Source organism: Amycolatopsis sp. NPDC114484 (assembly GCF_055633755.1).
The window spans coordinates 40,545-53,264 of the sequence record NZ_JBVKDQ010000030.1; the positions used below are offsets into that span (position 1 = coordinate 40,545).

Annotated in this window: 13 protein-coding genes; 4 read left to right on the forward strand and 9 right to left on the reverse strand. The window is 70.7% G+C overall.

Annotated elements, in window-relative coordinates; translation table 11 throughout:
* Window positions 1-69: 69 nt before the first annotated feature.
* From ACZ7SW_RS40505 to ACZ7SW_RS40515, 3 genes are read right to left on the reverse strand one after another with little or no spacing between them, the layout of a single operon-like run.
* Window positions 70-1,269, reverse strand: coding sequence for a kynureninase (locus tag ACZ7SW_RS40505; protein WP_470235657.1), 1,200 nt, complete (start codon window positions 1,267-1,269; stop codon window positions 70-72).
* Window positions 1,266-2,057 (reverse strand): tryptophan 2,3-dioxygenase, encoded by a 792-nt coding sequence (locus ACZ7SW_RS40510; protein WP_470235658.1) that lies wholly within the window; start codon window positions 2,055-2,057, stop codon window positions 1,266-1,268. The genes ACZ7SW_RS40505 and ACZ7SW_RS40510 overlap by 4 nt, the downstream gene beginning before the upstream one ends.
* Before the next feature lie 8 nt (window positions 2,058-2,065).
* On the reverse strand, window positions 2,066-2,839 hold the full coding sequence (locus tag ACZ7SW_RS40515) for a PaaX family transcriptional regulator (protein WP_470235701.1): 774 nt from the start codon (window positions 2,837-2,839) through the stop codon (window positions 2,066-2,068).
* Window positions 2,840-2,927: 88 nt separating this feature from the next.
* Here ACZ7SW_RS40515 and ACZ7SW_RS40520 point away from each other — a divergent pair, with 88 nt between their 5' ends.
* Together ACZ7SW_RS40520 and ACZ7SW_RS40525 are read left to right on the forward strand one after the other, a co-directional pair.
* Window positions 2,928-3,632, forward strand: coding sequence for an SDR family NAD(P)-dependent oxidoreductase (locus tag ACZ7SW_RS40520; RefSeq protein ID WP_470235659.1), 705 nt, complete (start codon window positions 2,928-2,930; stop codon window positions 3,630-3,632).
* A complete protein-coding gene (locus ACZ7SW_RS40525; RefSeq protein WP_470235660.1) occupies window positions 3,629-4,456 on the forward strand; it encodes an enoyl-CoA hydratase family protein in 828 nt (275 codons plus the stop codon). Before ACZ7SW_RS40520 ends, ACZ7SW_RS40525 begins: the two co-directional genes overlap by 4 nt.
* Window positions 4,457-4,623: 167 nt before the next feature.
* On the opposite strand, the gene ACZ7SW_RS40530 is transcribed toward ACZ7SW_RS40525, so the two are convergent.
* The 5 genes from ACZ7SW_RS40530 to ACZ7SW_RS40550 are packed head-to-tail and all read right to left on the reverse strand — an operon-like array spanning window position 4,624 to window position 7,520.
* Window positions 4,624-5,544 carry an SMP-30/gluconolactonase/LRE family protein gene (locus ACZ7SW_RS40530; protein WP_470235661.1) on the reverse strand — a complete coding sequence of 307 codons (921 nt, stop codon included), beginning with the start codon at window positions 5,542-5,544 and terminating at the stop codon, window positions 4,624-4,626.
* A 9-nt stretch (window positions 5,545-5,553) separates the two neighbouring features.
* Window positions 5,554-6,210: a histidine phosphatase family protein gene (locus ACZ7SW_RS40535; RefSeq protein ID WP_470235662.1), complete on the reverse strand. Its 657-nt coding sequence runs from the start codon at window positions 6,208-6,210 to the stop codon at window positions 5,554-5,556.
* A gap of 14 nt (window positions 6,211-6,224) precedes the next feature.
* Window positions 6,225-6,980, reverse strand: a complete 756-nt coding sequence (locus ACZ7SW_RS40540; protein WP_470235663.1) for an SDR family oxidoreductase — start codon at window positions 6,978-6,980, stop codon at window positions 6,225-6,227.
* 44 nt (window positions 6,981-7,024) lie between these two features.
* Entirely contained in the window at window positions 7,025-7,222 is a 198-nt protein-coding gene (locus ACZ7SW_RS40545; protein WP_470235664.1) for a hypothetical protein, read from the reverse strand.
* Between the two features lies 1 nt (window position 7,223).
* Entirely contained in the window at window positions 7,224-7,520 is a 297-nt protein-coding gene (locus ACZ7SW_RS40550; protein ID WP_470235665.1) for a YciI family protein, read from the reverse strand.
* Window positions 7,521-7,916: 396 nt separating this feature from the next.
* On the opposite strand from ACZ7SW_RS40550, the gene ACZ7SW_RS40555 reads away from it, so the two are divergent.
* The gene (locus tag ACZ7SW_RS40555; RefSeq protein WP_470235666.1) at window positions 7,917-8,855 is read left to right on the forward strand and encodes a hypothetical protein; all 939 of its coding nucleotides are present in this window, start codon (window positions 7,917-7,919) and stop codon (window positions 8,853-8,855) included.
* Window positions 8,856-8,939: 84 nt separating this feature from the next.
* On the opposite strand, the gene ACZ7SW_RS40560 is transcribed toward ACZ7SW_RS40555, so the two are convergent.
* Window positions 8,940-10,565, reverse strand: a complete 1,626-nt coding sequence (locus ACZ7SW_RS40560; RefSeq protein ID WP_470235667.1) for an acyl-CoA synthetase — start codon at window positions 10,563-10,565, stop codon at window positions 8,940-8,942.
* Between the two features lie 253 nt (window positions 10,566-10,818).
* On the opposite strand from ACZ7SW_RS40560, the gene ACZ7SW_RS40565 reads away from it, so the two are divergent.
* On the forward strand, window positions 10,819-12,513 hold the full coding sequence (locus ACZ7SW_RS40565) for a bifunctional 3'-5' exonuclease/DNA polymerase (RefSeq protein WP_470235668.1): 1,695 nt from the start codon (window positions 10,819-10,821) through the stop codon (window positions 12,511-12,513).
* The last annotated feature ends 207 nt before the right edge of the window (window positions 12,514-12,720 follow it).

A 12,720-nucleotide genomic window follows, 5' to 3' on the forward strand; every position in this document is an offset into this window, starting at 1 on the left:
CCCGTTCCACAGTGCACACCGTCAACCTACTTCGCCGTTCTTCGCGCCACCACCCGCGTCCCGGGAGGTTCACCCCAGATCCGCGACAGCTTCCCGAAGGGTGGAAATCGCGGTCTCGAGCTGTTCATCCGACAGATACGGCGCGGGGCCGAACCGGAGGTAATGGCCCCGGCTGTCGGTCCGCACGCCGCGCGCGGCCAGGCGTTCGCACAGTTGCCCGGCGACTGGACTGCGCAGCGATAGGAAGCCGCCGATGCCCTCCAGCGGGGTTTCCCGGTCTCGGGTGACGACGTCGTCGGGGAGGCCCAGATTGTCGAAGCAGCCGGCGAGCAGTCCGACCTGGTGCTGCGACACTTCGCGCAGGAACTCTGCGGTGAGTCCCTCTTCGGCGAAGAACCGCTGCACTCGCACGGCGCGGTAGTGGCTCGACGGGTCGTAGGTGGCTCCGGCGAACCGGTCGCCTCCCGGGGCGTACGCGACCTCGTCCGGTCGGCGTTCGTCGGCGAGGGCACCGAATTCCGCGTACCAGCCGGTAATCACCGGGCGCAGTTCCTGGGCGTGCGCGGGCAGTCGCAGGAAGCAGTTGCCCTCGCCGAGCTGGAGGTATTTGTAACCGCCGCCGAGCACCCACGCGTTGGTGAGGCCGAGGTCGTGCAGCGGGAACGGGACCGCGCCGACCGCGTGGTAGGCGTCGACCACCAGCTCGACCGAGCGGCTCCGGCAGGTTTCCGCCAAGTGTGCGAGACCCGGCACGATCCAGGACGTCTCGAACAGCACTGCCGACGTGAGCACCGCGGCGGTGCGGTCGTCGACCTGATCGGCGAGCCGTTCGGCCAAAGTGGTCACCGGCGCGGCGGGCACGCGGACGACCTCGACGCCCTCCTCGGCCAACCGGGCGAGCTGGCGGCGCAGGGTGTGGAATTCCCCGTCCGTGGTCACCAATCGCGGCCGCTTCCGCAGTTCGATCGCGGACAGGAACCGCAGCACGAGTTCGTGCGTGTTCTGGCCGAGCGCGTAGTCGCCGTGCGGATCGGACAGCCACTGCCGGAACCCGTTTCGCAGCTCGTCGGCCTTCGCGAACGCCCGGCCCCACTTCTCGTCCACCTCCTCCGCGGCGTCGGCGAACGCTTCGCGCAGGCCCTCTTCGGCGACGTCCGGCCAGGCCTGGTGCGAATGCGCCGACAGCAGCAGCCGGTCGGCGACGCGGAACCGCGAGTAGTGCGGGGCGAGCGCGTTTTCCTTGGCGCGCAAGGATTCCACTGTGGTCACAACCGGCTCCGGACAGCCCAGAGGTCCGGGAACATCGGGTTGAACAGCGTGGTGCGCAGGTAGGTCGCGCCGGACGAACCGCCGGTGCCGGTCTTGTCGCCGATCGTGCGTTCGACCATCTTCACGTGCCGGTAGCGCCATTCCTGCAGGCCCTCGTCGAGGTCGACCAGCGCCTCGGCGAGCACCGACGGGCCGCCGTCGTCCTGGTAAACCTTCAGCAGCACTTCTTGCAGCTCCGGCGACGCCTCAATCGGACGGGTCACGTCGCGATCGGTGGCAACCGGGTAGCCCTTTCCGGACAGATAGGTCAGGAACGAGTCGAACACCGACGGGCGGCGCATCGCGTCGGCGATCCGGGTGCGCTGCTCGCCGCCGTCCGGATAGTGCGCGAACACGCGCTCGTCGCGGCGGCCGAGCACCGCCTCCAGTTCGCGGAACTGGCCGGACTGGAAGCCGCTCGACGCGTCGAGGCGGGCGCGGAAACTGGTGAACTGGCTGGGCGTCATCGTCTCCAGCACGTCGATCTGCGCGACCACCACCTTCAGCACGGTCAGGATGCGGCGCAGGGTGCGGATCGAATGCGCGGTCTTGCCCGCCTCCAGGCTCTCCTGCAGGAACTCGGCCTCGTGCAGGATCTGCTTGAACCACAGCTCGTAGACCTGGTGGATCACGATGAACAGCAGTTCGTCGTGTTCGTCCGAGCGCGGGCGCTGCGCGGTCAGCACCTCGTCGAGCGCCAGATAGGACGTGTAACTGAGCGCGGCCCGGGTGTCGTCGGTTCCGGTCATCGGGTTCCTCATCTCGTGGACAGGGTTCGGTCGAAGTGGCGCTGAGCGGGTGGCGCGAGCGCCGAATACAGGTCGTGGAACAGCTTGACCGCGGCGTCCCGGGTTTCCGGAGCCGGGATCAGCGCGGACGGCAATTCCGGGTCCAGCGAAGGAAATTCGCGATAGGTGTGCACCAGCCGGGTGCGCACGACGAACGCCTGCGCGTCGCTCAGCTCGCCCGGGCAGTCGCCGAACTCGGCGACGAACGCGGCGTAGCGGGCGGACAGTCCCTCGAGGTCCCAGGCCCGTCCGGCGAGCCGGCGCACGTCCAGCGCGGCGGACGGGGTGCCGAGCATCAGGCCGGCGTGCTCGGCGACGTCGAGTTCGGCGAGCACCGCGAGCACCTCGGCCTCGCGGTCGTGCGGGGCGAGCCAGGTGCCGTCCTGGACCGGGCCGAATCCGAGGAAACGCAGCCGCCGCACCAGCCGTTCGCGGGATTTGCGCCGGGTTTCCGGGATGTTCTGCCACAGCACGGTCCAGGTCCCGGCCGGTTCGTCGCGGCGGCCGAGACCGAAGATCCGGCGGTCGCCGTCGTCCAGCAGGGCGACCGTGCGCGAGGTCAGCGAGTAGTGCACCAGCCTGCCCTCGCGGTGCCGGGACAGCAGGCCGCGGCGCACCAGCCGGGTCAGCGCGATCCGGGCCGCGCCGTCGGAGAACCCCAGCTCGTGCAGCAGCGCGACGAGCCCGCCGGACCACACGCGCCTGCTCTCGCGCGGACGCACGTAGCTGCCCAGCAGCGTCATCACGAGCTCCTGGGGCGTGCGGGCGGGTTCGATGTCGGGCACGAGGCAACTCTATACACCTCAGCCCGCTGCAGTGTAGCTTTCGAGAGTGAGCAGTTTTTCGGATCGAGTCGTCGTGGTCACCGGCGGCACCCGCGGCATCGGCGCGGCTGTCGCCGAACGGTTCCGCAGCGCCGGCGCGACGGTGCACTCCCCCGGCCGCGCCGAATGCGACGTGACCGACGAGGCCGCCGTCCGCGCGTACTTCGCCCAGCTCGGACCGGTCGACGTGCTGGTCAACAACGCTGGGGTGTCGTCGAGCGCGCCGCTGGCGAAGACGGCCCTCGACGATTGGCGCGGCCAGTTCGAGGTCAACGCGACCGGCGCGTTCCTGTGCACCCGCGAGGTGTTGCCGGGGATGCGCGAGCGCGACTTCGGGCGGATCGTCACGGTCGCGTCGACGGCGGGCCTGGCCGGTGCGCGCTACACCTCGGGCTACACCGCGTCGAAGCACGCGGCGGTCGGTTTGATGCGGGCGGTGGCGGCGGAAGTGGCGGGCACTGGCGTCACGTCGAACGCGGTGTGCCCGTCGTTCGTGCGCACCGACATGACCGCGACGTCGGTGGCCCGGATCCGCGAACGCACTGGCCGCGACGAAGCCGACGCGGAAGCCGCGCTCGCCGCCGCCTCCCCGCTCGGACGGCTGCTCGAACCCGGCGAAATCGCGTACGCCGTGGAGTTTTTCGCCGCCCCGGAGGCGGCCGCGATCAACGGACAGACTCTCGTACTCGACGGTGGAGGAATCCAGAAATGAGCCCGTTCCGCGCCAGTGTCCCGCTCACGAAATCGTGGGAGCACTTCGAGTTCACGGTGGACGACGGGGTCGCGACGGTGACCTTCGACCGTCCGGAAAAGCTCAACGCGCTCACCTTCGACATCTACGCCGACCTGCGCGACCTCGTCGCCGAATTGCCGCACCGCGGCGATGTGCGAGTGCTCGTGCTCACCGGGAAGGGCCGCGGGTTCTGTTCGGGCGGCGACGTCGAGGAAATCATCGGCGAGCTGCAGAAAATGGACACCGCGGAACTGCTCGAATTCACCCGGATGACCGGCGCGGTGGTGAAAGCCATGCGCGAAACGCCGATCCCGATCATCGCGGCGATCAACGGCGTCGCGGCCGGAGCCGGTTCAGTGCTCGCGCTGGCGAGCGATTTCCGGCTGCTGGCCGAATCCGCGAAGTTCGCGTTCCTGTTCACGAAGGTCGGTTTGGCGGGCGCGGACATGGGTTCGGCGTATCTGCTGCCGCGGCTGGTCGGTCTCGGGCGCGCGACGGAACTGCTGATGCTGGGCGACAAACTCCCCGCCGCGCGCGCCGAAGCGATCGGGCTGGCGAACCGGGTGGTGCCGGATGCCGAACTGGCCGACGAAGCTACCGCGCTGGCGCGACGCCTCGCAGACGGCCCGGCGCTCGCGTACTCGACCACCAAGGTGTTGCTGACCCGGGAGCTCGACAGCGACCTCGGCAGCTCGATCGAACTGGAAGCCATCACGCAGGCGTTGCTGATGACTGCCAAGGACCACAAGGAGTTCTACGCCGCCTGGACCGCCGGTCGCAGTCCACAGTGGACCGGCCGCTGATCAGGCCGGGGTCACCGATGCCTGGAGTTCCGGCACCCAGTCGTCGCGGTTTTCCGGACACTCCAGGGTGACCTCGCGCGGATAGCCGGTCGGCTGGGTAGCCATTCGCGTCGATCCGGCGGGCCAGCGCCTGGGACGTTGGCCGGGCGCAGCAGTCAGTTCGCTGATCAGAGATCCGTGTAGGCGAGCGCGTTTTCTTCCAGAGAACCGAACCACAACCGCCCGTGGTACTCGCGAATGCCCACCAGCAGGTGGAATCCGGGGATCTCGCCGCGCAGTTCCCGCACCACCGCACCGTCCGGGGTGACCGCGACCGCGCCCACCCGGCGTTTCGGGGCTGGCTGCAGCGCATCCGGCAACGCGCGGACTGCTGTCCGGACCGCCGGGGGAAGACGGCGCACGACGTCGAGGGCCCGGACGCGCGGGCTGGCCTCGGTGATCCAGATCAGCCCGTCCGAACCGGTCGCGATGTTGTCCGGGAAGCCCGGCAGATCGTCGATCAAGACGTCGCGATCGCCCGCGCGCGGGCCGGTCAGCCAGACCCGGCTCACCCGGCACGCGCCGGTTTCCGCTACTGCCACATAGGATTCGTCCGGCGGCAGCGCGACGCCGTTCGCGAACTGGAGACCGTCGGCGAGCAGGTCGATCTCGCCGTCCGGGGTGCGGCGCAGCAGCCGTCCGCCGGCGGTCTGCTCGATGAGATCGTCGCGCCAGTTGTCGATGCCGAAGCGGCGCGAGGAATCGGTGAAGTAGACCGTGCCGTCGGCGGCGACCGCGGCGTTGTTGCAGAAGACGAAATCCAGCCCGGCGCCGGAGGTCGCGAGGGTCGTGGTCTCGCCGCCGGCCAGCGGCATGGTCAGCAATCCGGCGCGGGCGTCGCAGATCAGCAGTTCGCCGTCGCCGTACAGTTCCAGCCCGAGCGGGCGGCCGCCGGTGTCGCCGATCAGGTCGATCCGCCGTCCGTCCGGCGAGACCCGCAGGATCCGGCCGTCGTCGACGCCGGTGTAGACCCGGCCCTCGGCGTCCACGACCACGTCTTCGGGACCGTGCCCGTTCACCGGGACGATCGTGACCTCACCGAACCGCACGCCAGCCTCCTACCGGTAGCTGAGCAGCCGCGCCGTCTCGCCTTCGAGATGCGGATGCTCGTTGAAGGACAACAGGGTCACGCCGCCGCGGCCGGACGTCAGCTTCGTGATGCCGGTGTTCACGGTGACGCGGTTCAGCTTCAGCAGCCCGGGCCCGGGCGTGCCCAGCAACGATCCGGCGACCGCGCCCAGCACGCCGCCGGAGGTGAACACGAGCCCGTTCTCGCCCTTGCCCAGCGATCCGGCCAGTTCCGCCAGCGCCGCCGTGCAGCGGCTTAGGAAGGCTGGCCAGCTTTCCGCGCACGGACCGGTTTCGCCGGAGTCGACCCACGCGGTCAGCGCGGCGTCCAGCAAGCGCTGGTACTCGCGCGAATCCTGTTGCGGCGCACCGCCCGCGTGGTGCGCCGCGATGTCGACGTGGTCGTATTCGTTCCAGCGTTCGTCCTCGATCACCGGCACGTCACAGCCGAGCGCCTTCAACGCCGTCGCCGCGGTGTCCCGCTGGCGGGCCAGCGTTCCCGAGCGCACCTGCGCGAATTCGACGCCGCGTCGCTTCAGCTCCGCACCGACCAATGTGGACTGTTCGAAACCCAGCGGCGACAAGGCGTCGTAATCCGCCGCGCCGAACGACGCCTGTCCGTGCCGGATCAGGTAGATCGCACCCATTTACGCCCGTCCCGTCAGGAAAACATCCGCAGCAACCGGCCCGGCGCCAAGCGTACCGCCAGACTCAGCGGCACCCAGGGCCACGAAGGCACGTACGCGCGCTTCAGCTCCGCTTCGATCGCCTTGACCAGCGCGTGCGCTCCGGCTTCGGCCGACACCATCAGCGGATTGGGTTTGGTCGAGCGCGCGGTCATCTCGGAGCTGATGTAGCCGGGCCGCACGTCAGTGACCGTGATGCCGTGGCTACTCAGCTCCAATCGCGCGCCCTCGGCGAACGCGGAGATCCCGGCCTTCGACGCGGAGTACGCGGTGAGGTTCCGGGGAAAACCGCGCAGTGCCATGAACGACGAGATCACCGCGAGGTGCCCGTCGCGCTGCTCGCGGAAGATGCCCGCCGCCGCCTCGATCTGGGCCACCGCGCCGACGAGGTTGGTTTCGAGCGTCTGCCGGTTGGCGTCGAACCGGCCCGCGCCGACCGGCTGTCCCTTGCCGAGCCCGGCGTTGACGATCACGCGGTCGAGCCTGCCGAGCTCCGTCCGGAACTCCTCGAACACCTCGAAGACGCGCGCGTGGTCGGTGACGTCGAGCGCGCGCGTCGCGACGGTGATGCCCGGGTACGCCTCCCGCAGCTCGGCGGCCAGGTCGTCGAGCCGTTCGGTGCGCCGGGCGCACAACGCGAGGTTGCGGCCGCGAGCGGCGAACTGCCGGGCCATTCCCTCGCCGAGACCGGAGCTGGCTCCGGTGATCAGGATGTTCTGCCGCAGGACCATGCCCGGAGCCTACCCGCTGGTAACCCGCCTGGCGGTCCGGCGGCTCACCCCGCCCACCTCCGCTCGGCCCGCTCCCGGCTGCCGGGAATCAGCCGGAAGAGAAGCTTCGGCAAAGCACCGGCGAAGTAGTACGTCTTGCCGTCGACCTCCAGCGCGTGCTGCGCCTTGCCCGCGGGAGCTTTGCCCGCCGGCGCCAGGCTCAGCGCGAACGCGCATTTGCCGTCGAACTCCGGCGCGGCCATCTCACGCCCCCGGCGGCGGGAGAATCTCCAGCACGTCGATCGTGCCGATCTCGGTGTGCGGGTGCCCGACGAGAAGACCCCGCACCGCCGCCGCCGAATCGGCCCGCAGGATCGAGTACCCGCCGATCGTGCCGTCCCCGCCCGCGGTGGGCGCGCCGCCGTCCACCACCGCGTCGCCCGCTTTCGCGAACCACGCCGTCCAAGCCTGCATCCCGGCGGCCTGCTGTTCCGGCGTCGCCTGGGCCATGCGCTCCGCGGCCGACTGGTCGGCGCGGTAAAGGAGAAGGAATTTCGCCATGCCGGTCACCTGCGATCGAGGGAAACCGCCCCGCTGACGGGGATCGCACCTATGGTCTGCCGCTTCGGCGGCTCGCGCAAGTGCGGGCGGGTCCGGCGCGGATGACCGGTGGCCCGGCCTCTGGGGGCATGCCGGGCCACCGGTTCCGGGCGCGGCCGCCGGCCGGGCGCGGGGCGCGGTCCGCGCTGCCGGGGCCGAGGCTCCGGACGCGCCGGGGGCGGCGCGTTCCGTCCTGGCCATGGAAGCGCGACCGCGCAGGTCACGGCAATGGTTCACAGTTGCCAGTACTAGCCCGTTCGCCGGAGTGGTACGGCGGTACAACCTGGTCCGGCGGCTGCTACCGTGCCTGTGTCGGACTCGGCACGGTCGGTTACCGGTGGGGGCGGTCGACGGGAAATGACGCAGCGACATGCGGACCACGCCGGTCCGGACACTGACGGAGGCGCCCGGACCGCGTTCGCGAGCGCGCTGCGCGCCGCGATCGGGGCCAGCGGGCTCTCCCTGGACCGGATCCAGGCACGGCTGCGCGCCCGCGGCGCGACGGTCAGCGTCACCGCGCTCAGCTATTGGCAATCGGGCAAACGCCAGCCGGAACGGGCCGGGTCGCTGTCGGCGGTGCGGGTGCTGGAGGAAATCCTCGACGTCCCCGACGGCGCGCTGCTCGGCCTGCTGCCGCCGCCCCGGCCGCGCGGCGCGAGCAGGCGCGACCGGGCGGGCGAGGAACCGGTCACCTTCACCCGCGAGATCCTGCAGCCGCTGCTGGACCGCGTCGGCGCGCCCGACGCCCTGGACCAGCAGCACCAGCTGAAGCTCATCGGCCTGCACGACCGCTGCGACATCGCGGCCGACGGCGGCCAGCTCGCGGTCACCTCGCGCGCGGTGTTCCAGTCCGGTGCGGACGGTCAGGACCGCTGGCTGCTGGTGTACGCACAGGGTGACGCGACGGCGGTGCCCGACTTGCAGCCAGTGCGCAACTGCCGCGTCGGCCGCGCCGAAGTGGACGACGACCACGGCATCCTGGTGGCCGAACTGCTCTTCGACCGAGCGCTGGAACGCGGCGAGACACACCTCATCGAGTACACCCTGCGCAACTCCGGGCCGCCGTATCCGCAATGCCGGGCGACGCACTACCGGGAATTCCGCCGCCCGGTCCGCGAATACCTGCTGGAGATCCGCTTCGACCCGACCGCGGTGCCCGCCCGCTGCTGGCAGTACGCGAACGCCACCGACGAAGCACCGGCCCGGCGCCGGCTGCGGCTCGACAGCGGCAACGGCGTGCACGCGATCGCGCTGGACTTCGGACCGGGGATCTTCGGCATCGGCTGGGGTCCGTGATCCCGGCGGCTGAGCTGCGCGAGCCGACCGTTCTGGTCGACACCGGACGGTGGCGCGAGAGGGTTCTGGACTCGGTGTGCGCGCTCAGCTCAGCTTGGTCCGCAACACCTTCCCGGTGGCGTTGCGCGGCAGCTCCTCCAGGAATTCCACATCCCGAGGCACCTTGTAACGCGCCAGATTCGCCTTCACGTACTCGCGCACGCCGTCCTCGTCGAGCGTCGAGCCTCCCGTGCGCACCACGAACGCCTTGAGCCGCTCGCCGAAGTCCGGGTCCTCGACGCCGATCACCGCCGCCTCGAGGACGTCTTCCCGCTCCACCAAGAGGTTTTCCACCTCGATCGGGAACACGTTCTCGCCGCCGGAGACGATCATTTCGTCGTCGCGGCCGTCGATGAACAGCAGGCCGTCCTCGTCGAAGTGGCCGACGTCGCCGCTGGAGAGCAGGCCGTCGATGATCTCCTTGTTGCGGCCGTCGGTGTAGCCGCCGAAGCTGAGCCCGCTGCCGACGAACACCCGACCGGTCACGTGCGGCTCGGTGATCTTGGCGCCGCGCTCGTCGTACAGCGCGACGCGGCAGCCGACCGGCGCGCGGCCGACCGTGCCCGGCGCGCGTTTCCAGTCCTCCGGCGTCGCGACTGTCGCCACGGCGACTTCCGTTGAGCCGTACAGGTTGTGCACGACGTCGCCGAATTCCTCGTTCGCCCGGTTGCCGAGATCCGGCGACAGCGCGGACCCGGCGACGAAGATGATCCGCAGGCACGAAGTGTCGTAGCGATCGCGGACTTCCTTCGGCAGGTCGACGATCCGCTGCAGCATCGTCGGCACCAGAACGAGCGCGGTGCACCGATGCGTGGCGACGCCCTTCAGCGTGGCCTCCGGGTCGAACTTCCGGCGCATCACCACCGTGCAGCCGAGCGCGAAGCTGAGGATGAACTGCGACAGGCCGGTGCCGTGGAACAGCGGGGCGCCCATGAAGGTCGCTTCGCCGGAGCGCAGCGGGATGCGGTCCAGGAACTGCGCCGACGCCAGCGCGGACGTGTGCGGTCGCGGCGCGCCCTTGGGAGTGCCGGTGGTGCCGCTGGTCAGCAGCACGAATCCGCCGGGTTTGGCGGGCGCGGGCAGCGGGCGGTCGTCGGTGCTGGCGATGATCTCGGCGAGCACCGGGATCTCGTGGCCGCCCGGTTGGTCCACCCAGGCCAGGTAGCGGTCGACGTCCCCGTCGATCGCGTCGAGCAGGCCGGTGAACTCCTGGTCGTAGACGAGCGCGGTGACGCCCTCGCGCTTGGCGACGTCGGCGAACTGCGGTTTGGCGAACCCGGTGTTCATCAGCAGCAACCGCGCGCCGAGCTTGCCCGAGGCGGCCATCGTGAGCACCAGCCCGCGGTGGTCGCGGCACAGCGCGGCGATCACCGAACCGGGGCCGAGGCCGCGCTGCGACCAGGCGCGGGCGAGCGCGTTGGACTGGTCGTCGAGCTGCTTGAAGGTGAGCGGGCCGAGGTCGTCGACGATCCCGACGGCCGTCGAATCGCGCCGGGCCGCGATGTGGTTCGCGCCGGCGAACGGGCCGTACTTGCGGATCGCGACGAGGGACCGCAACCCCTCGTCGAGACGAGGGAACGGCACCAGCCCGGCGCGGCGCATCACCTCGACGCTGCGCACGGTCTCGGTCAGCTTGCCTGCCACCTGGCCGGCCAGCTCGGCCACACTCATCCGGGCACCTCCATTGCTGCTGCGGGAGCGCCCACGCCGACGGTCTCCGTACCGCCGGTATGGGAGTTACTCGACAGTAAAGCAAGGCCCGGCCGCGCACCAGTGCCCGGCCGGGGAGGAAATCTCCGGTACCGGTCACGGACCGTCCGTGAAGGGCTCCTTGAGGGAATCTGAGTCCCGCAAAGAGCCCTTCACGGACGTCGGGGACGCTGGGTGCGCGGAAATTGTCGGTGCTGGTCCGCACAATGTGACAGTGCAGGTGATCACCGGCCGGGAGGAAGAGTCCGGCTATACGATCGAGGGCTCCTCGGGGACCCTCCGCGGGCTGTCGCTCGCCGACTGGGCCGGCGAGGTGCGTCGGCTGGAGGCGGCCGAGAGCCCGCGCTGGGTGCTGCCTTCGGTCGAGGAGATCTATCCCGCGCTGGTCAAGGCCGGGGTGCGGCTGGGCCGCTGCTACGACCTCTCGCTCGCCGAGGGGCTGCTGCTCGCCTACGAGGGCCGGGAGGACGAATCGCGCAGCTTGCGGGCGGCGTGGGCGCGGGCGAACGGGGAGGAACCGCCCGACGACGGCCCGGCCTTCGGCGAGGACGCGCAGCCCACGCTGTTCTCCCCGCGCGGCCCTGGTCTGCCGCCGGGAGTCACGGTCGTCGCCGCGGCCCGGCGGGTCCTGGCTGAGCAGGAGAAACGCGTCGCCGCCACTGAGGCACCCGCGCGGATGCGGCTGCTCCTCGCGGCCGAATCGGCGAGCGCGCTGGCCGCCGCCGAAATCTCCGCAGCCGGGCTCCCCTGGCGCGCCGACCGCCATCTGCAGTTGCTGGAAGAACGTCTAGGACCGCGCGTACCCGCTGGTCAACGCCCGAAAGCCCTCGTCGACCTCGCCGCGAGGATCTCGGCGGCCCTGGGCGGACGGCCCGTGAACCCGGACTCGTCGGCCAGCGTTGTCCGCGCACTGGCCAGGGAGGGCATCGAAATCCCGGCGGCGCGGAAGTATCTGCTGCAGGACATCGACCACCCCGCCGTCGCGCCCCTGCTGGAGTACAAGGAACTGTCCCGGCTGCACTCCGCCAACGGCTGGGCATGGCTGGACGAATGGGTCAGCGACGGACGATTCCGGCCGCACTACGTGGTCGGCGGCGTGGTGTCCGGCCGCTGGGCCACCCGGGGCGGCGGGGCCTTGCAGATCCCGCGCGCGCTGCGCTCGTGCGCGTCCGCGGACCCCGGCTGGAAACTCGTCGTCGCCGACGGCGCGCAACTGGAACCGCGTGTCCTCACCGCTCTGTCCGGGGACCGCCGCCTGGCCGAAGTCGCCGCTGCCACCGATTTGTACGCCCGTTTGGCGGAAGCCCTGTTCTCCGGCACCCGTTACGTCCCGCTCCGCCCCGGAGATACACGAGACGACCGTTCGCGCGCGAAGATCGCCATGCTGTCCGCGATGTACGGCGGCACCTCCGGCGAGGCCGGACCGCTGCTTGCGTTGCTGCGCCAGCGTTTCCCGGACGCAGTGTCCTATGTGGAGCATGCCGCCGCGGCGGGCGAACGAGGCGAACGAGTCCGATCCCGGCTGGGCCGGACCTCTCCCGCCCCGTCCGCCGCCTGGCGGGCCCTGACCGGCGGGCTCACCGAGGACGAGGCGACGGAAACCCGCGCCCGCCGAGCGTCGCGCAGCTGGGGGCGGTTCACGCGGAACTTCGTGGTGCAGGCCAGCGCGGCTGACCTGACCGCGGTCCTGTTGGCCACCCTGCGCGGACGGCTGCCCGAACCGGCGCACCTGGTGTTCTTCCTGCACGACGAGGTGATCGTGCACGCGCCCGCCGAGCTGGCGGACGAGGTCGCGGGCATCGTGGAGGCGGCGATCCAGGAATCCGCCCGTTTGGTGTTCGGCGAGGCGTGCCCGGTGCGGTTTCCGATGCACGCGAAACCGGTGGACACCTACGCGGAGGCGAAGTGATCGCGTCCGGAACCGCGCCGCCGGACCCCACCAGCTTCGGCTCGCTCCGCCGAACTGCCCGCGATCGGTCTCGCCCCGGCGGTTTTCCCAGGCACCCCAAGACTGTCCAGGCACCACACGGCGGAGCCGCGCCTCACCAGTTCGGCTGAGCATCCGGCCGCACCGGGTCACCGCGGACGGATTTCGAGCACTCTCCCGGTGCCGCCC

Bases quoted from the DNA above. Each gene is read 5' to 3' on its own strand.
- ACZ7SW_RS40510 (WP_470235658.1), bottom strand. From the start codon at position 2,057: ATGACCGGAACCGACGACACCCGGGCCGCGCTCAGTTACACGTCCTAT.
- ACZ7SW_RS40515 (WP_470235701.1), bottom strand. From the start codon at position 2,839: ATGACGCTGCTGGGCAGCTACGTGCGTCCGCGCGAGAGCAGGCGCGTG.
- ACZ7SW_RS40525 (WP_470235660.1), top strand. From the start codon at position 3,629: ATGAGCCCGTTCCGCGCCAGTGTCCCGCTCACGAAATCGTGGGAGCAC.
- ACZ7SW_RS40535 (WP_470235662.1), bottom strand. From the start codon at position 6,210: ATGGGTGCGATCTACCTGATCCGGCACGGACAGGCGTCGTTCGGCGCG.
- ACZ7SW_RS40540 (WP_470235663.1), bottom strand. From the start codon at position 6,980: ATGGTCCTGCGGCAGAACATCCTGATCACCGGAGCCAGCTCCGGTCTC.
- ACZ7SW_RS40545 (WP_470235664.1), bottom strand. From the start codon at position 7,222: ATGGCCGCGCCGGAGTTCGACGGCAAATGCGCGTTCGCGCTGAGCCTG.
- ACZ7SW_RS40550 (WP_470235665.1), bottom strand. From the start codon at position 7,520: ATGGCGAAATTCCTTCTCCTTTACCGCGCCGACCAGTCGGCCGCGGAG.
- ACZ7SW_RS40555 (WP_470235666.1), top strand. From the start codon at position 7,917: ATGACGCAGCGACATGCGGACCACGCCGGTCCGGACACTGACGGAGGC.
- ACZ7SW_RS40560 (WP_470235667.1), bottom strand. From the start codon at position 10,565: ATGAGTGTGGCCGAGCTGGCCGGCCAGGTGGCAGGCAAGCTGACCGAG.